We start from the raw sequence: 26,359 nt of genomic DNA, 5'->3' as shown, positions 1-26,359 counted from the left end.
CGGGTGCTGCGCATCCATCCCGACCAGGCGACCTTCCAGCGCGGGCTGTGCCCGCTACAACTCCATCACATATCTGCACTGGTTTGGTTATGGCAGCAGATCAGGCAAACCGATTTACTCTCGCGGCGGGATTTCCCACACCGAAACAACGGTTAATATCGCGATAAGCATCTCTGTCTGGACAGCGGGTGAACGCTTTGGAACAATGCGGGCTGAATAAGTCTGCCGTTCCCAAGCATATCCTTCGAGGACAGTTATGTCGCTGATCAGAGCGTTTCCCGGGCTGAGGCCTGCTACCGGCCGTGCGGAGGAAGTTGCCGCTCCGCCCTATGATGTGATGAGCGACCTGGAGGCCAGGGAGATGGTCGAAGGCAGACCCTGGAGTTTTCTGCATATCTCCCGTCCGGAAGTTGACCTTCCCGTCTCTGTTGACCCTTACTCACCTGAAGTCTATTCCAAGGCGGCGGAAAATCTCGCTGCCATGCGCAGCGAGGGCGTGCTGATCCAGGACAGCAGTGACTGTTATTACGTTTATCGGCTCACCATGGGTGCCCATACCCAGCTGGGCGTAGTGGCGGCTGCCTCTGTCGATGCCTATGACAACGGAAGGATCAAGCGGCACGAGCTGACCCGTCCCGCCAAGGAGCAGGATCGCGTCAAGCAGATATCGGCGCTGAATACACAGACTGGCCCGGTGTTTCTGGTCTATCCGAGTGACGACCGCATTGATGAACTGCTCAGCAGTGCCGCCGAGGGTGATCCGGCGGTGGATATAACGGCGGCTGATTCGGTGCGCCATCAGATATGGGTGCTGTCGGATAAGACCCGGATTACCGCTCTGACCCTGCTGTTTGATGAGTTACCTGCCCTCTATGTGGCCGATGGGCATCACCGCTCAGCCGCAGCGTCCCGTGTAGCGGCTGAGTGCAAATCGGCAAATCCCCAACATACAGGTGAAGAGCCGTATAACTATTTTCTGTCAGTCATCTTTCCCCATAAACAGACCCGCATCCTGGATTACAACCGTATTGTCAGGGATCTGAACGGCATGAGCGCGCCGCAATTTCTGCAGGCCGTGCGTGATCGCTTTCAGGTTGAAGTGGCAGACCAGCCGGTTAAACCGGAGCAGACCGGTCATTTCGGCATGTATCTGGATGGCGCCTGGTATCAACTGGTGCTTGCGGATGCGCGCATTCCATCATTGGATCCGGTGGCGAGTCTGGATGTGAGTCTATTGGCTAATGAATTGCTGGATCCAGTGCTCGGGATCACTGATCAGCGCACCGACAGCAGGATAGACTTTGTGGGTGGTATCAGGGGGCTGAAGGCCCTGGAGCAGCGAGTGGACAGTGGTGAATGGGCGGTAGCCTTCGCACTCTATCCGACGACCATGAATGCCCTGATGGCGGTGGCAGACGCAGGCCAGATCATGCCGCCCAAATCCACCTGGTTTGAGCCAAAACTGGCCGATGGGCTGGTCAGTCATCTGCTTTAACGACTCCTGGATTCCCGAAAGAGTGATTCCGCTGCTCAGGGGTGGTCATATACGGAAGCGAATCTTCTCCATGCCCTTCATATTCTTCTGCCGTTGCCATTACCTCAAGTGCAGGGTAGTAACGGCGGGGGGGATGCTTCATCGGAAAATGCCTTCTATCCTCATATTTGATCCGAAAGTTGGCAGTGCCTGGGGTGGAGATCAGGATAAGGTTTATCCTCGGTTCCGGTGAACCATTTTTATTGATCTCGTTCATATGGTAACCCTCCTGTCTTGGCTAGACTCAGGGGCATGGTTTGGCATTGCGTGCGTTTTCCTGAATAATGCGCGGCTGATTTATCAGGAAAATGGTGCCGCTGATCTGAATGGTATTATTCCCCTGTGGGCTGGGAATATCCTGGATTGGCGTCCATTATTAAATACGAAAACAACTATAAAAGTTGCTAGGAGTTTGTTGGGCTTGACCGATCGTGGCGAGGGAAAGCCGATTTGAGGCAGATTTTTGATCTTTCGAGGCGAGGAGTGGTGCAGGGTGCACCGTTTACGGACCTAAGGATGGAATAGTGGACCTATTCAACGAGGAGGATCGGAGAATATGGCCAAATCCGGCTTTTCCGCAGTAGATCAGTGTTAACTCCGGCAGGCTCCTAGGGCACTGAATCCTGTTTTGGTTCGGTAATGCTTGGATTGAAATTTCCATAAGGACTTCAGATGGTTAGCATCACAACCAACCTTCCTGAGAATGATGGTCTGGATGAGCGGGATATTCGTGTCTGGCTGGCAGGTCTGGCCGTCAAGCGCAGTGCGGCAGAGATGGAGAAGTTGCACGAGGCGTGTGATCTCGCGTTTGAAATTCATCGCGAGGGTGTCGAGGTTACGGGGGAAACGACCCTGCGTCATGCCCTTGCCGTCGCAGAGATTTTGGCCGAGATGGATCTGGACTGGGAGACCTTGGCGGCTGCCATTTTACACGATGTGTTGCCGGGCGATCAGGTTAACCTGTCCCGGCTGGAAAAGCAGTTCGGCAAGAGTGTTGCGCGCATGGTGAATGACATGGCGCGGATCGGCTTCGTCTCCCGGGACCGCGCGGCCAGTCAGCACGACAAGGAGGTGGTGCATACCGAAAATCTGCGCCGTATGCTGCTCAGCATCGCCGATGACATCCGGGTGGTCCTGATCGTGCTGGCAGAACGGCTGCATATCATGCGCATCCTGAAATCCCTGCCCGAGGCAATGCGGGTCAAGGAAGCGCGCGAAACCCAGCAGATTTACGCCCCCCTCGCCAACCGACTCGGTATCTGGCAGATCAAATGGGAGCTGGAGGACCTCTGTCTCCGCTACCTGGAGCCGGATACCTACATGGACATTGCCAAAAAACTGGATGGACGGCGTGCTGACAGGGAAGATTATATTGAGGATGTGGTCGATATCCTGCAGGCAAAATTCGCCGAGCTGCAAATCGACGCCGAGATAACCGGACGCCCCAAGCATATCTATAGCATCTGGAAAAAGATGAAGCGGAAGTCGGTTCCCTTCGAGCAGATTTTTGATCTGCGGGCGGTCCGGGTGCTGGTGGATAGCGTGGCTGACTGTTATGCCGCTATTGGCGTGGTGCACGGGTTGTGGCGGCACATTCCGGGTGAGTTCGATGACTATATCGCCACCCCCAAGGCCAATATGTACCGTTCGATCCATACGGCGGTGATCGGGCCGGAAGACAAGACCCTGGAAATCCAGATCCGCACCCACGATATGCATGAACATGCAGAACTCGGCGTGGCCGCCCATTGGCGTTACAAAGAGGGTGGCAGCAAGGGTGATGCCGAGTTTGAGCGACGTATCTCCCTGATGCGTAACTGGATTGAGGTCAAGGATGATCCGGCCGGTTCAGAGGATTTTGTCGATAATCTGAAGAGCGAGTTTGAATCCCGGCAAGTCTACGTGCTTACGCCGCAGGGCAAGGTGGTGGAGCTGCCCAAGGGCGCCACTGCTGTGGATTTCGCTTACGCCATACACTCTGACGTGGGGCATCGCTGTCGTGGCGCCAAGATCGATGGCAAGATCCGGCCGCTCACCCGACCGCTTGAAAGTGGCCAGCTGGTGGAGATTTTAACCGTTAAAGAGGGTGGTCCCAGCCGGGATTGGCTCAGTCCTCATCTCGGATATCTGAAGACCAGTCGGGCGCGCAATCGGGTTCGGCAATGGTTCAAGCAGCAGGATTACGAACAGCATCTGCATGCCGGGAAGATCAGTCTGGAGCGTGAAATTAATCGGCTGGGCGTCGCGAAACCGGATCTGGCTGTTGCGGTCAGGCGGTTTAATTTCAAGAAGAGTGATGACCTGTTGGCAGCCATCGGCCGGGGTGATGTTTCGCCGATCCAGGTGGCGGGAATGGGAGTGGCTCATGAAATGCCGGCGCAGAAGCCCTCCCATGTCGAGCAGTTACCCCATCCAAAACCGGGACGGTCTGAGAAAGCCGGGCGGGGTGAGGTGGTTGTCGAGGGTGTGGAGGATCTCATGACCCATATTGCGCGCTGCTGCAAGCCGGTGCCCAATGATGAGATTGTCGGTTTTATCACCCGGGGACGCGGTGTCACGGTGCATCGAAGTGACTGTGGCATGGTTACCCATCTGGATGATGAGGAGCGCGAGCGACTGATCGATGTGGCCTGGGCGGGTGAGGGCGCCACCGGCTCATATCAGGTCGATATCAAGATCACTGCAACCGACCGGAAGGGGCTGTTGCGGGATATATCGGCCATCCTCACCAATGAAGAGGTGGATGTGCTCGGGGTCAATACCCAGTCGGACCGCAAGATGGATCGGGCCAATATGCGCTTTACCGTCGAGATTACCAATATGCGTCAACTGAGCCGCCTGCTGGAGAAGATCGCCCAGTTGCCCGATGTGCTGACGGTCAGACGAGACGTGTAGGAGTTGCGGATGGGTGGAGGAGGGACGAGCTGGCCTATCAGTAAACAGATTTGGCGGAATGATAAATTGCCTGTTTCCCCCACCGCAAGGTAAACTAAGCGTTGGTTTTGTAAATAGAAAACAGATCCTCTAAGGCGCATTTGGCGAAAAGGTGCGATTCCTCCGGGCAAGTGCCATCCGCAGATTGGCATGCGGTTATTTCAGAGGACTGAATTGACGTTTCCTGCGTAGCCTGTCGGCTGGGCATTGTTTTTTTATTGTTTGAAATTATTGGAGTTTTTGATGGCGATCGAGCGTACATTCTCAATTGTGAAGCCGGATGCGGTGGCGAAGAACATTATTGGAAAAATCTATAGCCGCTTTGAAGAAGCAGGCCTCAAGATTGTTGCCTCGAAGATGTTGCAGCTGACCCGTGAACAGGCCGGCGAGTTTTATGCCGTGCATAAAGAGCGTCCCTTCTACAATGACCTGATCGATTTCATGACCTCCGGCCCGGTGATGGTACAGGTACTGGAGGGTGAAAATGCCATTGCCAAGAACCGAGAAGTAATGGGTGCCACCAACCCGAAAGACGCAGCGCCGGGCACCATCCGGGCCGACTTTGCCGAGACGGTGGATGAGAATGCCGTTCACGGCTCGGACGCACCGGAAACTGCCGCTGTGGAGATCGCCTTCTTCTTTCCCGAAGGTGTCTGCGAAAGGCTGCGTTGAGGTCGAACCTTGATCAATCTGCATTACCTTCGCCATGGCGTTGATTGCCGCGTGCGTCTCTGTTCGCAGGGCAGCGAAAACACCTTTCAAATACTGTGTGGAGTGGCAGGGTAATGCAGAGCGCTGAACAGAAAGTCAATCTGCTGGATTTTGACCGCAAGGGCATGGAGTCCTTTTTTGAAGGTCTGGGTGCCAAGGCCTTTAACGGCCGCAATGTGCTCAAATGGATTCATAAGCACGGCGTCACCGATTTCGATGCCATGACGGACCTGTCGAAAAAACTGCGTGAACAGCTCAAGCAGGTGGCGGAGGTCAGGGTCCCGGAGATCATATTTGATCAGCCGGCACTGGATGGCACCCACAAGTGGGTCATCGAACTGGACTGCGACAACCGGATCGAATCGGTTTTTATTCCGGAACCCAATCGCAGCACGCTCTGTATCTCATCCCAGGTCGGTTGTGCGCTGGACTGCAGTTTCTGTTCCACGGCGCAGCAGGGATTCAACCGTAACCTCACGGCGGCGGAGATTATCGGTCAGGTGTGGGTGGCCGAGCGGGAGTTGGGTAAATCTCTCACTAACGTGGTGTTAATGGGGATGGGCGAGCCGCTGGCCAACTTTGATCCGGTGGTAACGGCGACCAATATCATGCAGGACGACCTGGCTTATATGCTGTCGAAATACCGGGTTACTATCAGTACTTCGGGGATTGTACCTGCACTTAAACAGCTCACGGAGTTGTCCGAGGTGAGTCTGGCGGTTTCACTCCATGCTCCGACCAACGAGCTGCGCGATCAGTTGGTGCCGATCAATCGCAAGTATCCCCTGGAACAGCTGATCCCCGCGTGCCGGGACTATCTCCGGGGCGACAAGCGGCGCAAGGTAACTTGGGAATATGTCATGTTGGATGGTATCAACGATAGTGACAAACAGGCCAAACAGCTGATTCGGTTGCTTGAAGGGACACCGTCAAAAATCAATCTTATTCCATTCAATCCGTTTCCGGGAACCGGTTACCACTGCTCCCCACCAGAACGGATCGACGCGTTTCGTCAGCGGCTGGTCCGGGCTGGTATAGTCACCACGACCCGCAAGACCCGGGGCGAGGATATTGATGCGGCCTGCGGGCAGCTGGTTGGGCGGGTGAAGGATCGCAGTCGGCGTGAATTGAAACATTCAGGAGGAGTTGTACGTTGAAAGTGAGCCAGGTCTCTGTTCTGGGATTGTTCACACTGCTTTTCCTTGTGGGTTGTCAGCAGGGGGCTGTGCGACCGGGCGGCACTTCGCCTGATATGGTGGATAATACTGGCCAGTTCGGGCAGGACAGCCAAACCGGTGCGGGCGATGTCTATGTAAAGCTGGCTATTGCCTATATGCGGGAAGGCCATCTTGATGTGGCCCTGAAGAAGGCCAAGCAGGCGCTGTCCGTTGAGCCCGCGAATGCGGAAGGCCACAACGTTATTGCCCTGCTGTATGACCGGTTGGGTGAGCGTGACCTGGCCGAAAAGCATTTTCTTCGCAGTCTGAAAATAGAGTCCAAAAACTCCTATGTGTTGAATGCCTACGCTTCATTTCTCTGTCAGCAACAGCGTTATGCAGAAGCCGATAAATATTTTTTGAAGGCGCTGGAAAATCCGCTCTACAGGACGCCCGAGGTGGCGCTGACCAATGCTGGTATCTGTTCGGCACGCGACAATGATCTGCAAAAAGCGGAGAACTACCTTCGCCGGGCCCTGACTTTTAACCCCGAATTTTCACTGGCATTGATCCAGATGGCCCAAATCAGTTTTCAGGCCGGAGAAAATCTCTCCTCCCGTGCCTATCTGCAGCGTTATCTGGAAAAGGCCAGGCCAACACCGGCATCACTGTGGCTGGGTATCCAGAATGAGCGGCTCCTGGGCGATCAGAATGCCGTGTCCAGTTATTCGCTGATGTTAAAAAATAACTTCCCTGACTCCCGGGAGGTGCAGCTCTTGAGGAATTCCGAACACTAATGAATGACGCCGATCATAACGAAGAGGCGCTTGAACCACCGGTTATCCAGGGCCCTGGAAAACAGCTGCGGGAAATCCGCATTGCAAAGGATATGGATATCAACCGGGTGGCCAGTCTGTTGCACCTGAACGTCTCGATGCTGGAGGCGCTGGAAGCGGATGATTTCAGCAAATTGCCCAGTGCCGTATTTGTGCAGGGCTATCTGCGCAACTATGCCCGCCTGTTGGATATTCCTGTGGCCTCCATACTGGAGGCTTTCCATCAATACAGGCCGGCAGATGAAGAGGCCATGAATCTGAAGGCCGCCCAGATCAAGCATGAAGTGCGCAGCAGTCATACCATTATTCGACTGACCACCTGGCTGATCGTCATCGCTATCATTGCCCTGGTGGTGACCTGGTGGCGCGGGTATCTGCAATGGCCGCTCAACCTGGGCCTTGAAGCCGGCAATCCGGCGGCAGAACAGCAGGCGGAAACCCCGCCAGCTGCGTCGGATAACCTACCGGTTGACGATGACGGCAAAATGACCCTGCCGGCGCTGATTGATAAGCCGGAAATACTGGATGCACCAGTTGTCGAGCCGGCCGGGTCTGGTGTGGATGAGTCCCCAAGCCCGGTGGACATGACGCCACAGGAAGGCGCCGCTGGCCCGTTAGTGAGCGGCGCTGAGGCTCCGCGGTCGGTGGAGGGCGCTGTCGCCGGGTCGATGGATAGCGCATTGCCGAACAGTGCGACGGAAGTAGCGCCGGCAACCGGGGTAATCATGGCGGAACCCGCCCAGGTCCAGGCTTCTGGGGCGATACAGGTCAGATTTTCTGATGCCTGCTGGACTGATATCAAGGATGCCACGGGCAGTTATAGAGTGATCGGCAATAAGGCGGGGGGCGACAGCCTCGTGCTTGCAGGTAAAGCGCCTTATAAAATGGTATTCGGTAACGCTTCTGCGGTGACTATTCTGGTTGACGGCGCCGCCTTCGATCTGACGCCCCACATCCGCGGCAATGTCGCCAAGTTTACCCTTCAGCCTGAATGACAGAAGGGTGCGCGCAGGTGGCATAAAAACAGATAAAATTTGTCAGCTAAATCTGCTTGCCGGGTTACGCCTTCGGCTAACGCAACCTACAGCCTAGCATTTCGCCCGGTAGGTCGGATTAGCGCAACTTAATCCGGCGATCATACTGAGTTAGATGGAAAATCAGAAAAAGTTAAGCAAGAGTACAGAACGAGAGTAATGGCCAAAAATATACAAGCCATTCGTGGCATGCACGATATCCTGCCGGACCAGTCACCCGTTTGGCATTTCCTGGAACAGCAGGTGCGAGCGGTGCTGGACAGTTACGGTTATCGGGAGCTGCGCACGCCTGTGGTGGAGATGACCGACCTGTTCAAGCGTTCCATCGGCGAGGTGACCGATATCGTCGAGAAGGAGATGTATACTTTCGAGGACCGCAATGGCGACAGCCTGACGCTGCGGCCGGAGTGTACCGCCAGCTGTGTACGGGCGGGTATTGAGAATGGACTGTTTCATAACCAGGTGCAGCGAATCTGGTATTACGGGCCGATGTTTCGGCACGAGCGTCCTCAGAAGGGTCGCTATCGCCAGTTCTATCAGATCGGCGCCGAGGCCTATGGACTCGACGGACCGGATATCGATATCGAGATGATCCTGTTGACCCGGCGGTTCTGGGAGTGTCTCGGCCTGGAGGGTCTGGTATTGCAGATCAATACGCTGGGGACTCCCGATGAACGTTCCGTCTATCGTGAGCAACTGGTGGCCTATCTCTCCGAACATAAAGCGCAGCTGGATGAAGACAGCCTGCGTCGCCTTGGTAGCAACCCACTGCGGATTCTGGACTCCAAGAATCCGGAGATGCGTGAACTGATTGCCGGAGCCCCTTCACTGATGGATTATCTGGGGGATGAATCGAAGAGCCACTTTGAGACGCTCTGTGCCGGGCTGGAAGGGGCCGGTGTCTCTTATGTGGTGAACACCCGTCTGGTGCGCGGGCTTGACTACTATGCCCGCACGGTATTCGAGTGGGTGACCGATCGACTGGGAGCCCAGGGAACCGTTTGTGCCGGCGGCCGCTACGATGGTCTGGTGGAACAGCTGGGTGGCAAACCGACGCCGGCGGTCGGTTTCGCCATGGGGGTGGAGCGGCTTATTGTGCTGCTGGAAGAGCGGGAAACACCCCTGCAACTGCAGACCCTGGATGCCTATCTGGTGCTGGTTGGGGATAGCCCGCAAAAGCAAGGTGTGCTGCTGGCTGACCGGTTGCGTCGGGAAGTACCGGGACTGCGCCTGATGAGTCATTGCGGCGGCGGCAGCTTCAAGAGCCAGTTCAAAAAAGCCGATCGCAGCGGTGCGCGTTTTGCGCTGGTGCTGGGCGAGGATGAGCTTGAGCAGGGCGTTATCGGTGTTAAGTATCTGCGTGAAGAGCGCGAACAGGAACGGGTGGCGCTGAACAGTCTGGCGAACTATCTGCAAGGACAAATCTGACTGTGCCGGGGACCGGACGGTTTTTGGTAACGAATTGTTTAGCCGTTATCGGCGAAGAGGAAGGACGAAATGGTTGATGTGAATCTGTCGGAAGATGAACAGGTTGAAGCGCTGAAAAACTGGTGGAAAGAGAACGGGAAATCTGTTGTCGCGGGTATTGTTATCGGCCTGGGTGGCGTGTTCGGCTGGCAATACTGGACTCAACATCAGCAACAGGTCGCGGAGCAGGCTTCGCAGCAGTTTGAGCGGCTGACGGAGAGTGTAGCTGCTGGTTCGGCGACGGCGGTTACCCAGGCTGAAGCTGTGATTGCCCAGTATGAGCAAAGCCCCTATGCGGTGTTTGCCGCACTGAACCTGGCCAAGGTGAAATTTCAGCAGGGCGATGTTGAAGGGGCAAAGGAGCAACTGCAATGGGTGATGGCCAAAGCCGATGATCAGTCACTGCAGCAGATTGCCCGTTTACGACTGGCTCGCCTGCTGCTGGATCAGGGGGATGCGGATCAAGCGTCGAGCTTGATCGCGCAGGCCCCGTCAGATAATTTCAAAGGGGATATTGCCGAATTGCGAGGCGATATAGCCCTGAAAAAAGGCGATCGGCTAGCTGCACGGCAAGCCTATAAGGAAGCGCTGGAGTACCAGGTGAGCAACAGCGCCCTGGTACAGATGAAGTTTGATGATCTGGCTGCGGCCGAATAGTACCGAGGATTGCCGATGACTCGCTATCTGTCGATTTCCCTGCTTGCCCTGCTGTTAAGCGGCTGCGGGTCGATGAACCCGGTGGACTGGTTTACCAACGAGGACAATTCCGAACCGCCGGCCGAACTGGTGGAAATGACCGAGTCAGTTCCAGCCCGAATCCTCTGGTCAACATCGATTCGTGACGGCGCGGATGAACAGCGGGTCAAGCTGGTGCCGTTTGTGGATGGCGACCGGGTCTATGCCGCCAGTCGAAGCGGCGAGGTGCGGGCGCTTGATGCCGCCACCGGGCGAGCACTCTGGTCGGTGGATACCGATCTGGAGATATCCGGTGGACCGGGTGCGGGAGAGGGGTTGGTGCTGTTCGGTACCAGTAACGGTGAGGTGGTCGCATTGGACCAGACCGCCGGCGGTGAAAAATGGCGCGCCCGGGTCAGTAGCGAAGTGCTGTCGGTACCGAAGACCGGTCAGGGTGTGGTGGTGGTGCATACCATTGACGGCAAGCTGTTTGGTCTGGACGCCCTGACCGGCAACCAGAAGTGGATCTATGACCGCTCCATCCCCGTGTTGACCCTGCACGGCAGCAGTTCACCGGTAATTGTGGGCAATAGTGTGATCGGCGGTTTTGCCAGCGGCAAATTGGTGATGCTCAATCTGCTGAGTGGTGAACTTCTATGGGAGATTACGGTATCGGCTCCAAGCGGCCGCTCCGAGTTGGAGCGTATGGTGGATATCGATGGTGATCCGCTGGTGGTCGGTGATGTGGTATACGCGGTCACCTACCAGGGAGAGATGGCGGCTGTATCACTGCAAACGGGGGTCGTGCTGTGGCGGCGCAAGCTCTCCTCCTATGCTGGCATGGGGGCAGATTATGCCCAGATCTACGTCTCTGATGATGCTGATCATGTGTTGTCGGTAGATCCCGGTAACGGTTCCGCGCTCTGGAAGAACAAGAAACTGCAATATCGCAAACTGACTGCCCCTGTGGTGTTGGGCGAGCGTATTCTGGTGGGGGATTTTGAAGGTTATCTGCACTTTTTGTCGCGTGTGGATGGCCGTCTGGAGGGCCGTCTGCGGGTTGCCAAATCCGCTATCTCCACGCAGCCTTTGGTCATCGATGGCATTGTCTATATCTATGCTGATGGTGGTGAGATGGCTGCTATCACAACTTCCGATCTCTGATCTCCGAGTGTAAATGTGCCAAGCATGCTGCCCGTAATTGCCTTGGTGGGCCGGCCCAATGTGGGTAAGTCCACCCTGTTTAATCGTCTGACTCGAAGTCGTGATGCCCTGGTGGCAGATCAACCGGGACTAACGCGTGATCGCCAGTACGGGGTCGGCAAACTGGGTGACCGCCCCTATGTCGTCGTGGACACTGGAGGATTAAGTGGCGAAGCGAGTGGCGTCGACCAGTTGATGGAACAGCAGGTACAGGCGGCCATTGCCGAGGCCGATCATATCCTATTCCTGTTGGATGCCCGTGCCGGATGCACGCCTGCTGACACCGCTATCGCGGTTCAGCTCAGGCGTACCGGGAAACCGGTTAGCGCGGTGGTGAACAAGAGCGAAAGTCTGGATGGGGATATGGCCGGCGCCGACTTTTTTTCCCTTGGACTGGGCGATCCGCTGCCTATTTCCGCCGCTCATGGACGCGGTGTGCGCTCCCTGATCAATGACTTGCTGGACGCCTTTCCCGAACCGGACGGAGTTGCCGAGGAGAAGGAAAAGGGCACGCTGATTGCGGTGGTTGGCCGTCCCAATGTGGGTAAGTCTACCTTGGTGAACCGGATGCTGGGTGAGGAGCGTGTGGTTGCTTTTGATCAGCCGGGCACCACGAGGGACAGCGTTTTCATCACCTACAGCCATGACGACAAACCCTATACCCTGATCGATACGGCGGGCGTGCGGCGCCGCGCCCGGGTCAATGAGATGATCGAAAAGTTCAGTGTCATCAAGACGCTGCAGGCGATCGAACAGGCCAATGTGGTGATGCTGGTGCTGGATGCCCATCAAGGCGTCGGCGAGCAGGACGCGACCCTGGCGGGACATATTCTGGAGAGTGGCCGCGCCCTCGTGGTGGTGATCAATAAATGGGACGGTCTGCAACCTGACCAGCGGGAACAGATCAAGGCGGACATCGACCGCAAGTTGCCGTTTCTCGATTTTGCCGCCAAGCGCTTTATCTCCGCGCTGCATGGTTCAGGCGTCGGCAAGCTCTATCAGGCGCTGGATTCAGCCTATGCCAACGCCACCCGCAAACTGGCCACGCCAGAGCTGACCCGCATCCTCGAATGGACCGTTCAGGAGCATCAGCCGCCGATGGTGCATGGCCGACGGATCAAGCTGCGTTACGCGCATCAGGGCGGTCAGAATCCACCGATTATCGTGATTCACGGTAATCAGACCGATGCGGTGCCGACCACTTATAAACGTTATCTGATCAATCGCTTCCGCGATGTCCTGAAACTGACCGGCACCCCGATTCGCATCGAGTTCAAATCCGGGGACAACCCGTTCAAGGATCGCAAGAACAAGCTGACCCAGCGTCAGGTACAGAAGCGTCAACGGCTCAAGTCCTTCAGCAAGCGCAAATAACTCCCGTCACTGTTTCCTGCTGAGAGGCGCGCAGATTCGTAGGGCACACCTTTTGTGCCCACGCGGATGCTTACAGGATGCCGGACGGCTCCACCCCGCCATCTTCATTATCATCCTCTTCCTCATGATCAATGCGGCGGAGTCGCAGGAAGCTGATCAGGGTGAAAATCCCCATCAGGGCGATGGAGAGTGACATGGAAAGCGGCGAACCATCATGATAGTGCCCGACCATAACGCCGACGCCGGCAGCGACCGACATCTGGATAAAGCCGAGTAATGCGGAGGCCGTACCGGCCATGTGTGGAAAAGGGGCCAGTGCCCCCGCCATGGATTGCGGCATGACGATGCCCACACCGATCATATAGATCATCTGCGGCAGTACAATTACGGCCACGTGATGTACCTCGGCCAGGGCGAATGCCAACATGCTGACGCCGCCGGTTGCCGCAACGACTGAGCCGTAACCCAGGAGTCGTTTGATGCCGACACTGCGGGCCAACCGTCCCCCGATCAGAGTGCCGATCATGAACCCGCCCACCACCAGGGCGAAGAAAAGGCCGAACTGCTCCTCTTTGAAGCCAAGAAAATCGATAATGACAAAAGATGAGCCAGATAAAAATGAGAACAGCCCGGCGAATACAAAGCTACAGGTCAGGGTGTACCAGCGCCAAGTTGGATGCTTCAGCAGAATGCCGTAATTTTTCAACAGATTGCCGATGGTCATGATGTGGTGACTGCCCGGCGGGGCGGTCTCGGGAATGCGCATTCCCAGCAGCATCACGCCAACCACGCCGTAGGCGGTGAGAAACAGGAAGATTGACTGCCAGCCAAACCAGACGGTCAGGTAGCCGCCAATAATAGGGGCGGCGGCAGGGGCCACTGCCATCGCGGTGCCGATATAGGAGAGCAGTCGGGCGGAATCCCTCGGGCCATGAATATCCCGCACCATGGCGCGTCCCAATACAGGTCCGGCGCTGCCGCCGATCGCCTGCAGCAGCCGCAGGGAGGAGAGGGTGGCGATGGATTCGGCAAAGACAATTGCCAGGCTGCTCAACAGAAACAACAGCAAGCCCGCCATCAGGACTGGTTTTCTGCCGAAGCGGTCGGACAGGGGGCCGTAGATCAGCTGGGCCAGGGCGAAGCCGATCAGAAAAATGCTCAGGGTATGCTGGACCTGGTTGATGTCGGCATCGAAGCTCTGCATCAGTGCCGGAAAGGCCGGTAGATACATGTCGGTGGAGAGCGGGCCGATTGCCACAAGGGATGCAATGATGCCGGTGGCAAGGAGAGACTTGGGTGAGATCATGCGACATTCTTACCCTGTTTTACTTTGCAGTGCAATAGTTTCACTTGAAACAAATAAACTTTTTTCTGTTGTGGGATATGGCTTGGGACGAAAAAAGTTTTCGGTTTTCCGGTTTTTACGACAAACCTGGTCATGGTTAAACCCGGGGTGTCGTCAAGGCGTCGAGGGAGGGCGGATAAGCCGGCAGGCGCATCCACCTATTGCTGTTCAGCTAATTCGCGGCAAAGGCTAAAATCCGTAAAGCCACTCCTACAACGGCACGGTGGTTTCCACGGTCGAGATGACCGATCCGTTACTCACCCGGGTTTCCAGTTTGTCACCAGTCTTGGCCTGACTGGTATCCCGCAGCACGTTTCGTTCCGGCAGCAGTCGGGTAATGGAGTAGCCGCGATGCAGGGTGGCGAGGGGGCTCAGGGTGTCGAGTTTTCCGATGGCCAGCCCCAGTCCCTGGCGCTTTATACGCAGCCTGGAATCCACTGCGAGCAGGAGGCGGCGCTTCAGGCCATTGAATAGCTCCCGCTGCTGGTTGATTCGATGGATCGGAATGACTGCATGCAGCCGGCTTGTCAGCAGGCCGGTTCTTCCCTTTCCCTGTTCCATTTGGCTTCGGATGCTGCGGAGCAGACGCATTGCGAGTTCGTCCAGATATTGCTGCCGCTGCTGCAGCCGCATGTCAGGGTGCATCCGCTCAAGCCGTTTGCCAAGGGCCTGCAGGGTCTGTCTGTTGCTGGCGAGGTGGCGTAGCGTCCCCAGGCTGATCCGGCGCTGCAGGGAGTTGAGCCGGTCCAGAATCTCCTGTTTGTCCGGTGTCGCCAGCTCCGCCGCTACCGAGGGCGTGGGCGCGCGCCGGTCGGCGACGAAATCGGTAATGGTAAAATCCACCTCATGGCCCACTGCCGAGATCAGGGGGATGGTGAGGGCGTGAATGGCGCGTGCGACCGCTTCGTCGTTAAAGGCCATCAGGTCCTCCAGGGACCCGCCGCCCCGGGTCAGTATCAGCAGATCGCAGTCCTGTCGTTGCTCTGCCAGTCGCAGGGCGTTGAGTATCGAGCGGGGGGCCTCCTCCCCCTGTACCACCACCGGGTAGATCAGCACCGGCACGGCGGGCAGACGTCTTTGCAACACGCTTAGCACGTCGCGCACGGCAGCGCCACTGGGAGAGGTGATGATGCCGATTCGTTTTGGCAGCAGGGGCAGGGGTTTTTTGTGTGTGCTGTCAAACAGGCCTTCCTGCTGCAGCTTGAGCTTCAGCGCATCGAAGGCCTGCTGCAGATTGCCTTCGCCGGCCGGCTCCATATGTTCCGCCACCAGTTGGAATTCGCCGCGCCCCTCGTACAAACCGACGCGGGCTCGGATCAGCACCTTGAGACCGTTTTCCGGCTGAAAGCGCAACAGCTGCCGTTTCATACGAAACATGGCGCAGCGTACCTGGGCCTGGGGGTCCTTGAGGGTGAAATAGATATGACCCGATGCGGGGCGGGCCAGGTTGGAGATCTCTCCTGCTACCCAGAGCAGCGGAAAGCTGCCTTCCAGCACGCTCCGGACTTCGCTGTTGAGGCGCGACACGCTGTAGATGTCCCGCTGGAAGTTTACTTCTGAATCACTGGAAGACATAAAAAAACGGCCGCTTTGAGTCGATATCGTCTATAAATAAATGCTAATTCGAGTTTACCTTGATTAGCCAAGATTTTATAATACCCGGTTTACTGAAAACCTTTCACTTGGGAACCGATTATGCGCCTTGTTCAGGAAGCCCTTACCTTTGATGACGTTCTGCTCCTGCCGGCCCACTCCTCCGTATTACCCAAGGACGTGGACCTGAGCACCCAGTTCACCCGTGAGATCCGGCTCAATATTCCCCTGGTTTCCGCGGCCATGGACACTGTGACCGAATCCCGCCTGGCCATCTCGATGGCGCTGGAGGGCGGGATCGGCATCATGCACAAAAACATGACGGCCGAACAGCAGGCTGCCGAGGTTCGCGCGGTCAAGCGCTATGAGAGTGGCGTCATTATCGACCCGATTACCGTCGGACCGGACATGACGGTCGGTGAACTCGTCAAGATCACCCAGGCGAACAAGATTTCAGGGGTGCCGGTAGTCGAAGGTGAAGATCTGGTGGGTATCATCACCAACCGTGATGTGCGCTTCGAGACCCGCATGAATGAACCGGTCTCCGCCATCATGACCCCGAAGGAGCGCCTGATCACGGTCAAGGAGGGCGCCGACCGGGATGAAGTGATGTCCAAGCTGCGGGCCAACCGTATTGAAAAGATTCTGCTGGTGAATGATGCCTTCCAGTTGCGCGGCATGATTACCGTCAAGGATATCCAAAAGGCCAAGGACTACCCCAATGCCTGCCGTGATGATCAGGAGCGGTTGCGGGTCGGCGCCGCTGTCGGTGTCGGAGAAGGCACCGAGGAGCGGGTGGATGCGCTGGTCAGGGCCGGAGTTGACGTGATCGTGGTGGATACCGCCCACGGCCACTCCCAGGGTGTGCTTGATCGGGTTGCCTGGGTCAAGAAAAACTATCCACAGGTGCAGGTCATTGGCGGCAATATCGCTACCGCTTCGGCTGCACGGGCTCTGGTCGAGGCCGGAGCGGATGCGGTCAAGGTCGGCATCGGTCCAGGTTCCATCTGTACGACCCGGATTGTCGCCGGCGTTGGGGTTCCCCAGATCACGGCGGTCGCCAACGTGGCTGAAGCGCTGGAGGGCACCGGCATACCACTGATCGCCGACGGCGGTTTGCGCTACTCGGGTGATATCGCCAAGGTACTAGTGGCCGGAGCCTACAGCGTGATGGTCGGTGGGTTGCTGGCCGGCACCGAAGAGGCGCCGGGTGAGGTCGAGATCTACCAGGGACGCTCCTACAAGGCCTATCGCGGTATGGGCAGTCTGGGGGCGATGCAGGCGCGCAACGGTTCCAGTGACCGTTACTTCCAGGAGGACACAAAAGAGTCCGACAAGTTGGTGCCTGAAGGTATCGAGGGTCGCGTTCCCTATAAAGGCCCGCTGGTTAACGTAATTACCCAGTTGACCGGTGGTGTACGTGCAAGCATGGGGTACACTGGTTGTGCCACCATCGACGACATGCGCACAAAACCGGAGTTTGTCCGAGTGACCAACGCGGGCATGCGCGAGTCCCATGTGCATGATGTAGCCATCACCAAGGAAGCGCCCAACTACCGCCAGAGTTGATCGCCTCGCAGCGCTATCTGGAAGCCGCAGGCCGGTGGTGAGGCTTCACCACCTTTCTGCGGTTCTTTTGTTTCAGCATGATTGGAATGCAGACCTATGACTAATCAGGACATCCACGCTCATCGCATCCTCATTCTCGATTTCGGTTCCCAGTACACTCAGCTGATTGCCCGGCGGGTGCGCGAGGCCGGTGTCTATTGCGAGATCTGGCCCTATGACAACTGCGAGGACGCCATCCGGGAGCAGAACCCGGCCGGTATCATCCTCTCGGGTGGTCCTGAGTCGGTAACGGCCGAGGACACCCCGCGGGCGCCGGCCCTGGTGTTCGAACTGGGGGTGCCGGTGTTGGGTATCTGCTACGGCATGCAGACCATGGCGGCGCAGTTGGGTGGCAAGGTGGCCGGCTCCGATGCTCATGAATATGGCTATGCCCAGGTGCGTGCCCGCGGACACTCCCGGTTGTTGCGGGATATCGAGGACCACACCACAGTGGAAGGCTACGGTCTGCTGGATGTCTGGATGAGTCATGGCGACCGGGTAGAGACGCTGCCGGATGGCTTCATGGTGATTGCCGAGACCGACAACGCCCCGCTGGCGGGTATGGCCGATGAGGCGCGCGGCTTTTACGGCATCCAGTTTCATCCCGAGGTGACCCACACCCGTCAGGGTGGGCGTATTCTGGAACGCTTCCTGTTTGATATTTGCGGCTGCGAGGCGCTGTGGAATCCGGCCAGCATCATTCAGGACAGTATCGAGCAGGTCCGGGAGACGGTAGGCAGCGAGGGCAAGGTGCTGTTGGGTCTCTCCGGCGGGGTCGATTCCTCGGTGGTGGCGGCCATGCTGCATAAGGCGATTGGCGATCGCCTCACCTGCATTTTCGTTGACAACGGCCTGTTGCGGCTGCACGAGGGTGACCAGGTGATGGCCACCTTTGCCCAGCACATGGGCGTGAAAGTGATCCGGGTGGATGCCGAGGCCCGTTTCCTGGATGCCCTGGCCGGTGAGAGTGATCCGGAAAAGAAGCGCAAGATTATCGGCAACCTGTTTATCGACATCTTCGAGGAAGAGGCGGCCAAGATTGAAGGTGTCGAGTTCCTGGCCCAGGGCACCATCTATCCGGACGTAATCGAATCGGCCGGCGCCAAATCCGGCAAGGCCCACGTCATCAAGTCCCACCACAACGTGGGCGGCCTGCCCGACTACATGAAGCTGCAGCTGGTGGAGCCACTGCGCGAGCTGTTCAAGGACGAGGTGCGCAAAATCGGCGTCGAGCTGGGCCTGCCCTCCGAGATGGTCTATCGGCACCCGTTCCCGGGTCCCGGGCTGGGGGTGCGTATTCTGGGCGAGGTAAAGAAGTCCTATGCCGACCTGCTGCGTCAGGCCGATCATATCTTCATCCAGGAACTGCGCAATCACGATCTCTACGACCAGGTGAGCCAGGCTTTTGCCGTGTTCCTGCCGGTGAAATCGGTGGGAGTAGTGGGGGATGCCCGTCGTTACGAGTACGTGGTCTCCCTGCGTGCTGTGGAGACGGTGGACTTCATGACCGCCCGCTTCGCCCACCTGCCGTTCGAGTTTTTGGAACTGGTTTCTCGGCGCATCATCAACGAAGTAACCGGTATCTCGCGTGTCGCCTACGACATCTCCAGCAAGCCGCCGGCGACTATTGAGTGGGAGTGACTGGAATTTATAACATATTGAAATATAACAATAAAATTAATCAAATTGATAATATAATCTACATCATAAATGGTATATTTCATGGTATTTCCCGCCCACTATGAGGCGAAAACCAGCGATACCATGAGAGGTAGATTGCTGCTGTCATGGTATCAACCGTGCTGAGCGTTACCTGTTTGAGCGAGGCCTCAAACCGCCTTCGATCCTAAACGGTCAGAAACCATTATGGCGCTGGGCAGACCCTAGCTCGCGCTCACTCATGCGGACTCCTAGGCACTGAATAGCGCTTTTATTTTGAAAGAAAAATATATACACTTTTCTTTCAAATATATGGGCAAGCACGCAGACAGTACCGACAGCAAGATCCTCCGCCGGATACAGGGCCACAAGCGGGGCTGGGTCTTTACGCCCGATAGTCTTACGGATCTTGGTACCCGCCGGGCTGTCGATCTTGCACTGATGCGGCATCGGGACAGCGGCCTTATCCGCCAGCTGGCCCGGGGACTGTACGACTACCCGAAAACTGATCCCCAGTTGGGTCCGTTGCAACCATCGACGGATGATATCGCAAGCGCACTTGCAGGTCGCGACGCCACCCGGCTTCAACCCTCCGGGGCCTACGCAGCCAATTTGCTTGGGCTCTCCACGCAAGTCCCCATGAAGGTCGTTTATTTAACGGATGGTCGCTCGCGGACTGTCCAGGTTGGCAAGCGCCAGATCATCCTGAAGCACACGACTCCCCGCAATATGGCCACTGCGGGAAAGATCAGTGGGTTGGTGATCCAGGCACTGCGCCACCTGGGCCNGAAGAACGTCGATCAGCAAGTCGTCGCACAGCTCGATCGTCGGCTCGATGACGATGCACGCAAGCAACTGGGAAAGGATATTCGATATGCCCCGGCCTGGATCGCCGATATCTTTCGTTCACTGGCCAATCGGGAAAGCGCAGCATGAAAGAATTTATTGGGATGTCGGAAGAACGTCGCCGGCTCGTCTGTACGGAGACGGGCGCACAACTGAATCTGTTCGAGATTGCCGTCGAAAAGGACTTCTGGGTTTGTTGGACGCTGGGCAAATTGTTCAGTCTGCCCGAATGAGGCAAACATCTGACGTTCAAGGGTGGTACGTCGTTATCCAAGTGCTGGAATCTCATCGAACGTTTTTCCGAAGATATCGATATCGTCATCGACAGGGAAGCCTTGGGTTTTGGTGGAGAAAATGCCCCGGAACAAGCACCCAGCAGGAAACAGATGACCAAGCGCCTCAAGGCGCTGAAAGAAGCCTGCCAGCAATGTATCAGCGACCAGATTCACCCAACACTCTTCGAATCGATCTCATCAGATCTACCGGACACACTCGAATGGTCGCTTGAGCCTGATCCCGACGATCCCGATGAACAGACCTTGCTGTTGTTGTATCCAACGGCCTTCACGGAGCAGGCCGCTTATCTTCGTCGTGCTGTAAAGATCGAGATGGGCGCCCGGTCAGATACAGAGCCTGTTGCATCCGTCGAGATCACGCCCTATATCAGAGAAGCTTTCCCGGAATTACTGGCCGAGCCAGGTTCGGATGTGAGGGCAGTACGGCCAGAGCGTACATTCTTGGAAAAGGCAATGCTGCTGCACGAGGAAACATTTCGTCCAGAGGCCAAGAAAAAGCAGCGACGATCGATGGCCCGCCATTACTATGACCTCTACAGGATGATTCAGGCCGGAGTGGGTGACGAATCTGTCCGGGATCTCGGACTATTCCATCGGATTGCCATGCATCGTCAGCTGTTCTTCCGCTATACGTGGGTCGACTATTCGACGCTAAATCCGCAGGAACTGCAGCTGNNACCCTCAGCCGCCGATCTCCCCGCGTGGCAGGCCGATTATGAAAGTATGCAGCAGGAAATGTTCTATGGTGATGTGCCAACATTTGAGGAGATCCTGGAGGAAGTCGCTGATTTCCAGAACAGGCTGAATGCTGGGTAAGCGGCATCACCTAGAGGGCAGTGTGGCAGCGTTCAATCGGCAATTTTTTCGAGCATTTTGAAGGATTTTCTGAGCATGGTATTTTTCATGGTATTACCATTTAGCATGAAAATAAGACATTGAAAACAAATAATAAAAAAGGCTTATTTACAATCGAGTGGGAGTAGGGCTGCGACTGAATCGGGAGAAAGGCGCCGGAAGGTGTCTGCTCTTGATAAGTGATCGATGGGTGAGCCGACCCTGAGAGGCAACGGGTAATCAGGTACCATCGGAATCGCTCTTTTCCAGAGCCTGGGCAGTCTTGCCCAGCAGATTTTTTAATTGCTCCAGCTCGCGCTGCGACAGCGCCTCGCCGAGCCATTCACCGGTCACGCCCTGTATCGCCTTCATGGCTTTTTCCGCGACTTTTTTCCCTTTCGGCGTGAGGTGAGCCAGCTTGCTGCGCTTGTCCTGTTCTTGCACTGAGCGGTTGACCAGGCCGCCGGCTTCCAGCTGGTACAGCAGCTTGGTCAGTCCGCCCGACGTGATGAGCAGGGAGCGCTGCAGTTCGGTGGGGGTCAGGACGTGAGGCGGGGCGGAGCGGCGCAGGGTGGCGAGAATATCGAATTCGCCGACTGTCAGGTTGAAGCCTGCCAGTGCCTCCTGCGCGCGGGCGAAACTCAGGTCGTGAACCCGGTTCATGTAGACAGCAAACTCATGGGTGGGACTGTGCATGTCCGGCCAGTTTTTCTTTATGAACCCAATGATCTGGTCCGAGGTGTAGTTGTCTGCCATCGGTGTAACTCCCGCCTGGTAACTTTTACTCATGGTACGCGTAAAATAAATATCTTGCAAGAAAGATAAGATGTCACTATAGTTATCTTCCTAGAAAGATAAATGGGCCGGATTGCATGAAACAGACCACCACACTTTTCCAGATATTCCGAAACCCGGGCATTGCCGGCATGCTGAGTGTCCTGCTGCTGGCGTCGCTGCTGTCTGTCTGGGGCGTATCGAATTCCTCCGAACCGGCTGGCAGTGGCCAGCAGGCGGTGGCACCGGCACCGAAGGTGGGCGTCCATGAGGTCGCGCCACAGTCCCTGGCCATCAGCTCGGAACTGGCGGGCCGCACCGCGCCTTACCTCATTGCCGAGGTGCGTCCGCAGGTCACCGGCATCATTCTCGAGCGCCCGTTCCGGGAGGGCGGCGATGTCGCGGCGGGGCAGGTGCTCTATCAGATCGATCCGGCGACTTACCAGGCCGCTTACGACAGCGCCGCGGCGACGCTGGCGCGCGACGAGGCGGCGCTGACCACGGCCCGTCTCAAGGCAAAGCGTTACGCGGAACTGGTGAAGGTCAAGGCGCTGAGCCAGGAAGCCAACGACGATGCCGCCGCAGCGCTGAAACAGGCGCAGGCCACGGTGGCGATGGACAAGGCGGCACTGGAAACCGCGCGTATCAATCTCGGCTACACGCGCGTCACCGCGCCGATCTATGGGCGTATCGGGCGTTCCACAGTCACACAGGGCGCGCTGGTGACAGCGAACCAGGCAACCGCGCTGGCGACGGTGCGGCAACTGGATCCCATCTACGTGGACGTCACCCAGTCCAGCGCTGAACTGCTGCGCCTGAAGCGGGCCCTCGGCAAGGGCGAGGTTCAGCGACCGGATGAACTGTCGGCGCAGGTGGAACTGATACTCGAAGACGGTAGTACCTATGCGCACAAGGGAACGCTGGAATTCTCCGAGGTGACCGTGGACGAAAGCACCGGCTCCGTCACCTTGCGCGCCCTGTTCCCGAATCCCGAACAGCAACTGTTGCCCGGCATGTTCGTGCGTGCGCGGGTGCAGGAGGGCGTCATCGAGGGCGCCATGCTGGTGCCGCAGCAGGCGGTCAGCCGCGACAACACTGGCAAGGCCAGCGTGATGATCCTGAATGCCGACGGCCAAGTCGAGCTGCGGCCTGTCGATGTCGTGCGCGCCGTCGGCAGTCAGTGGCTGGTGCGCTCGGGTCTGAACGCGGGTGAGCGCGTGGTCGTCGATGGCGTGCAGAAGGTACGCCCGGGCGACAGGGCCACGGCCGTGCTGGTCACGGCCAGCAGCAAGGACCAAACCGGCGCCGGCGCCGTCAACTGAACCCGCGAGGACACCGACCATGGCCCGCTTTTTCATCGACCGTCCCATCTTCGCCTGGGTGATCGCCATCGTCATCATGCTGACGGGGATCCTGTCCATACTCAAGCTGCCGGTGGCCCAGTACCCGCCCATCGCCTCGCCGCAGATCAGTATCAGCGCGACTTACCCGGGCGCCTCGGCGCAGGCGGTGCAGGACACGGTGGTCCAGGTTATCGAGCAGCAGATGTCCGGCCTCGACGGTCTGCGTTATATCTCGTCCACCAGTGAATCGACCGGCGCGGGTACCGTGACACTGACCTTCGAGAACGGCACCGACCCGGACACTGCGCAGGTGCAGGTGCAGAACAAGCTGCAACTGGCTACCCCCCAGTTGCCGGCCGAAGTGCAGGCGCAGGGCATGCGCGTGGCCAAGTCGGTACGCAACTTTTTGATGGTGGTCGGCCTGGTGTCCCCCAACGGCAGTTTCGACGGCGGTGCCCTGGGTGACTACCTGGCCAGCCGCATCCAGGACCCGATCAGCCGCGTGCCCGGCGTCGGTGAGGTGACCGCGTTCAGTTCGCAGTACGCCATGCGCATCTGGCTCGATCCCGACAAGCTGCATCAGTACGGCCTGACACCGGATGACGTGTCAACCGCGATCCAGGCGCAGAACGCGCAGGTGTCGGCGGGCCAGCTGGGTGCGACACCTGCCGTACCCGGGCAGCAGCTCAATGCCACCATCACGGTGCAAAGCCGTCTGAACACGCCTGAGCAGTTTGAAAATATCCTGCTGCGCACTGGCGCCGACGGCGCGCGCGTGTACCTGCGCGACGTGGCGCGGGTGACGCTGGGCAACGAAACCTACGGCAAGCTGGCGCGTTACAACGGCAAGCCAGCTGCCGCCATGGCCGTGCGTCTGGCCACTGGCGCCAATGCGCTGGATACGGCAGATGCCGTGCGCGCCAGGCTCGACGAACTGGCGCAGTATTTTCCGGCCGACATGGAGGTTATCTACCCCTATGACACCACGCAGTTCGTGCGCATTTCCATCAGTGAAGTCGTCTATACCCTGGGCGAGGCGATCATCCTGGTGTTCCTGGTGATGTACCTGTTCCTGCAGAATTTGCGCGCCACGCTGATCCCGACGCTGGCGGTGCCGGTGGTGCTGCTCGGTACCTTCGGCGTGCTGGCAGCGTTCGGTTACTCGATTAATACTCTGACTATGTTCGCCATGGTGCTGGCCATCGGCCTGCTGGTGGACGATGCCATCGTGGTGGTGGAAAACGTCGAGCGCGTCATGCGCGAGGACGGTTCAACGCCACTCGAGGCGACCCGCAAATCCATGGGGCAGATCACCGGTGCGCTGGTCGGCATCGCGCTGGTGCTGTCGGCGGTGTTTGTGCCCATGGCGTTCTTCGGCGGTTCCACCGGTGTGATCTACCGCCAGTTCTCCATCACCATCGTTTCGGCCATGCTGTTGTCGGTGCTGGTGGCGCTGGTGTTCACGCCGGCGCTGTGCGCCACGCTGCTCAAGCCGATCGATCAGGACAAACATGCCGCGCGCGGCGGTTTCTTCGGCGGGTTCAATCGCGGTTTCGATCGCGCCCGCGACGGCTATCTTGCGCTGGCCGGCGGCATGCTGAAGCGCAACCGCCGTTCGCTGTTCGTCTATGGTTTGCTGGTGGCGGTGATGGCGGTGCTGTTCCTGCGCACCCCGACGGCGTTCCTGCCGGACGAGGATCAGGGCCTCCTGTTCAACCAGATCGTGCTGCCGGCGGGCGCCACCCAGGAGCGCACACTGGAAGTGATCAAACAGGTGGAGGCGCATTTCCTGAATGATCCTGCGGTGGAGCAGATGGTCGCGGTGGCCGGCTTCAGTTTTGCCGGCAGCGGCCAGAACATGGCGATCGCCTTCGTGCGCCTGAAAGACTGGAGCGAGCGGCAGACTCCCGACCTGAATCTCAATGCCGTGGTCGGCCGCGCCATGCAGGCGTTTAGCAAAATCCGCGATGCACAGGTGTTCGCTTTCCCGCCGCCGGCGGTGATGGAACTGGGCACCGCCAACGGTTTCGACCTGTACCTGCAGGACCAGGCCAATGTCGGCCATGACGCGCTGATGCAGGCGCGCAACCAGTTGCTGGGCATGGCCGCGCAGGATGCGCGCCTGGTTGCCGTGCGTCCCAATGGCCTCAATGACATGCCGCAGCTGCAGGTTAACGTGGACCATGCCAGGGCGGGCGCTCTTGGCCTGTCGATCGCCGATATCAACGCAGGACTGTCCAGTGCCTGGGGCAGTGCCTACGTGGATGACTTCGTGCACGAGGGCAGGGTCAAGAAGGTCTACCTGCAGGCCGACGCGCCGTTCCGCATGCTACCCGAACACCTCGACGACTGGTGGGTGCGCAATAGTGCCGGTGAGATGGTGTCTTTCCCGGCCTTTGCCGACGCCCAATGGAGCTACGGCTCGCCGCGCCTGGAGCGGTACAACGGTCTGCCCGCGCTGCAGATCAACGGCGCGCCGGCGCCCGGGGTGAGCTCCGGCGAGGCCATGGCGACGATGGAAAGCCTGATCGCCAAACTGCCGGAAGGCGTGGGCTTCAGCTGGACGGGACTGTCGTTTGAAGAGCGCCTGGCCGGCGGTCAGGCGCCGGCGCTGTACGCGCTGTCCATCCTGGTGGTGTTCCTGGCGCTGGCGGCGTTATACGAAAGCTGGTCGGTACCCTTCTCGGTGCTGCTGGTGATACCGCTGGGCGTACTGGGTGCGGTGCTGGCCACGACCCTGCGCGGCATGCCGAACGACATTTACTTTCAGGTCGGTCTGTTGACCACCATTGGACTCGCGGCAAAGAACGCTATTCTGATCGTGGAATTCGCCAAGACGCTGCAGGAAGAAGGTATGACTGCGATCGATGCTGCACTGACGGCGGCGCGTCTGCGCCTGCGCCCGATCCTGATGACCTCGCTCGCCTTCGGCTTCGGCGTGCTGCCGCTGGCGATCAGCAATGGTGCAGGTTCGGGCAGTCAGAACGCGATCGGTACCAGTGTGCTCGGTGGCATGCTGGCCGCGACGCTGCTGGGCATCTTCTTCGTGCCCTTGTTCTTCGTGCTGATCCGTTGCTATTTCACTCGCGCGCACGCCGCTGCGGTGGCGTTGCCCGGTACCCAGGAGGTCTGAACC

Annotated in this window: 21 protein-coding genes; 17 read left to right on the top strand and 4 right to left on the bottom strand. The window is 57.9% G+C overall.

The genetic code is table 11. The features are described from left to right. The first annotated feature begins 256 nt into the window (after positions 1-256). A complete protein-coding gene (locus A3GO_RS0113810) occupies positions 257-1,495 on the top strand; it encodes a DUF1015 domain-containing protein (RefSeq protein WP_029133891.1) in 1,239 nt (412 codons plus the stop codon). Here A3GO_RS0113810 and A3GO_RS0113805 read toward each other — a convergent pair. Next, positions 1,479-1,751: a hypothetical protein gene (locus tag A3GO_RS0113805; protein ID WP_029133890.1), complete on the bottom strand. Its 273-nt coding sequence runs from the start codon at positions 1,749-1,751 to the stop codon at positions 1,479-1,481. The two genes, A3GO_RS0113810 and A3GO_RS0113805, sit on opposite strands and share 17 nt — an antisense overlap. A gap of 455 nt (positions 1,752-2,206) precedes the next feature. Between A3GO_RS0113805 and relA the strand changes: the two genes are divergently transcribed. From relA to der, 9 genes are all read left to right on the top strand, one after another. Next, complete coding sequence (gene relA, locus A3GO_RS0113795) at positions 2,207-4,429, top strand: GTP diphosphokinase (RefSeq protein ID WP_029133888.1); 2,223 nt, start codon at positions 2,207-2,209, stop codon at positions 4,427-4,429. Positions 4,430-4,711: 282 nt separating this feature from the next. Further along, positions 4,712-5,140 carry a nucleoside-diphosphate kinase gene (ndk, locus tag A3GO_RS0113790; protein WP_029133887.1) on the top strand — a complete coding sequence of 143 codons (429 nt, stop codon included), beginning with the start codon at positions 4,712-4,714 and terminating at the stop codon, positions 5,138-5,140. A gap of 113 nt (positions 5,141-5,253) precedes the next feature. Continuing rightward, entirely contained in the window at positions 5,254-6,336 is a 1,083-nt protein-coding gene (rlmN, locus tag A3GO_RS0113785) for a dual-specificity RNA methyltransferase RlmN (protein ID WP_029133886.1), read from the top strand. A 2-nt stretch (positions 6,337-6,338) separates the two neighbouring features. Beyond that, a complete protein-coding gene (gene pilW, locus A3GO_RS23930; RefSeq protein WP_245621741.1) occupies positions 6,339-7,133 on the top strand; it encodes a type IV pilus biogenesis/stability protein PilW in 795 nt (264 codons plus the stop codon). Then, on the top strand, positions 7,133-8,167 hold the full coding sequence (locus tag A3GO_RS0113775; RefSeq protein ID WP_029133885.1) for a RodZ domain-containing protein: 1,035 nt from the start codon (positions 7,133-7,135) through the stop codon (positions 8,165-8,167). The genes pilW and A3GO_RS0113775 overlap by 1 nt, the downstream gene beginning before the upstream one ends. A 198-nt stretch (positions 8,168-8,365) precedes the next feature. After that, positions 8,366-9,634, top strand: a complete 1,269-nt coding sequence (gene hisS / locus A3GO_RS0113770) for a histidine--tRNA ligase (protein WP_029133884.1) — start codon at positions 8,366-8,368, stop codon at positions 9,632-9,634. 69 nt (positions 9,635-9,703) lie between these two features. Beyond that, entirely contained in the window at positions 9,704-10,330 is a 627-nt protein-coding gene (locus A3GO_RS0113765) for a YfgM family protein (RefSeq protein WP_029133883.1), read from the top strand. Between the two features lie 15 nt (positions 10,331-10,345). Beyond that, a complete protein-coding gene (gene bamB / locus A3GO_RS0113760; RefSeq protein WP_029133882.1) occupies positions 10,346-11,512 on the top strand; it encodes an outer membrane protein assembly factor BamB in 1,167 nt (388 codons plus the stop codon). A gap of 24 nt (positions 11,513-11,536) precedes the next feature. Continuing rightward, positions 11,537-12,925, top strand: a complete 1,389-nt coding sequence (der, locus tag A3GO_RS0113755; protein ID WP_029133881.1) for a ribosome biogenesis GTPase Der — start codon at positions 11,537-11,539, stop codon at positions 12,923-12,925. Positions 12,926-12,995: 70 nt separating this feature from the next. Here der and A3GO_RS0113750 read toward each other — a convergent pair whose 3' ends face one another. Both A3GO_RS0113750 and xseA read right to left on the bottom strand, forming a co-directional pair. Continuing rightward, positions 12,996-14,231: a multidrug effflux MFS transporter gene (locus tag A3GO_RS0113750; protein WP_029133880.1), complete on the bottom strand. Its 1,236-nt coding sequence runs from the start codon at positions 14,229-14,231 to the stop codon at positions 12,996-12,998. A 249-nt stretch (positions 14,232-14,480) separates the two neighbouring features. After that, positions 14,481-15,845 (bottom strand): exodeoxyribonuclease VII large subunit, encoded by a 1,365-nt coding sequence (gene xseA / locus A3GO_RS0113745; RefSeq protein WP_029133879.1) that lies wholly within the window; start codon positions 15,843-15,845, stop codon positions 14,481-14,483. A 120-nt stretch (positions 15,846-15,965) separates the two neighbouring features. Between xseA and guaB the strand changes: the two genes are divergently transcribed. The 5 genes from guaB to A3GO_RS23925 all read left to right on the top strand — a co-directional run bounded on the left by guaB (position 15,966) and on the right by A3GO_RS23925 (position 21,088). Further along, complete coding sequence (guaB, locus tag A3GO_RS0113740) at positions 15,966-17,432, top strand: IMP dehydrogenase (RefSeq protein WP_029133878.1); 1,467 nt, start codon at positions 15,966-15,968, stop codon at positions 17,430-17,432. Between the two features lie 96 nt (positions 17,433-17,528). Further along, positions 17,529-19,112 (top strand): glutamine-hydrolyzing GMP synthase, encoded by a 1,584-nt coding sequence (gene guaA, locus A3GO_RS0113735; RefSeq protein WP_029133877.1) that lies wholly within the window; start codon positions 17,529-17,531, stop codon positions 19,110-19,112. A gap of 330 nt (positions 19,113-19,442) precedes the next feature. Further along, positions 19,443-20,066, top strand: a complete 624-nt coding sequence (locus A3GO_RS0113730) for a DUF6088 family protein (RefSeq protein WP_051302319.1) — start codon at positions 19,443-19,445, stop codon at positions 20,064-20,066. Beyond that, entirely contained in the window at positions 20,063-20,209 is a 147-nt protein-coding gene (locus A3GO_RS26195) for a hypothetical protein (protein ID WP_157606824.1), read from the top strand. The genes A3GO_RS0113730 and A3GO_RS26195 overlap by 4 nt, the downstream gene beginning before the upstream one ends. Positions 20,210-20,218: 9 nt before the next feature. Continuing rightward, positions 20,219-21,088 carry a nucleotidyl transferase AbiEii/AbiGii toxin family protein gene (locus tag A3GO_RS23925; RefSeq protein WP_084610091.1) on the top strand — a complete coding sequence of 290 codons (870 nt, stop codon included), beginning with the start codon at positions 20,219-20,221 and terminating at the stop codon, positions 21,086-21,088. Between the two features lie 258 nt (positions 21,089-21,346). Here the strand turns inward: A3GO_RS23925 and A3GO_RS25395 are convergent, their stop codons facing one another. Further along, the gene (locus A3GO_RS25395) at positions 21,347-21,862 is read right to left on the bottom strand and encodes a MarR family winged helix-turn-helix transcriptional regulator (RefSeq protein WP_051302315.1); all 516 of its coding nucleotides are present in this window, start codon (positions 21,860-21,862) and stop codon (positions 21,347-21,349) included. Between the two features lie 116 nt (positions 21,863-21,978). Between A3GO_RS25395 and A3GO_RS23915 the strand changes: the two genes are divergently transcribed. Further along, a complete protein-coding gene (locus A3GO_RS23915; protein ID WP_051302313.1) occupies positions 21,979-23,202 on the top strand; it encodes an efflux RND transporter periplasmic adaptor subunit in 1,224 nt (407 codons plus the stop codon). Positions 23,203-23,221: 19 nt separating this feature from the next. Further along, positions 23,222-26,356, top strand: coding sequence for an efflux RND transporter permease subunit (locus tag A3GO_RS23910; protein ID WP_051302311.1), 3,135 nt, complete (start codon positions 23,222-23,224; stop codon positions 26,354-26,356). Positions 26,357-26,359 lie beyond the last annotated feature (3 nt).

Source organism: Sedimenticola selenatireducens DSM 17993 (assembly GCF_000428045.1).
In the GTDB taxonomy this organism is placed as follows: domain Bacteria; phylum Pseudomonadota; class Gammaproteobacteria; order Chromatiales; family Chromatiaceae; genus Sedimenticola; species Sedimenticola selenatireducens.
This window is presented reverse-complemented; position numbering and strand designations above follow the sequence as displayed.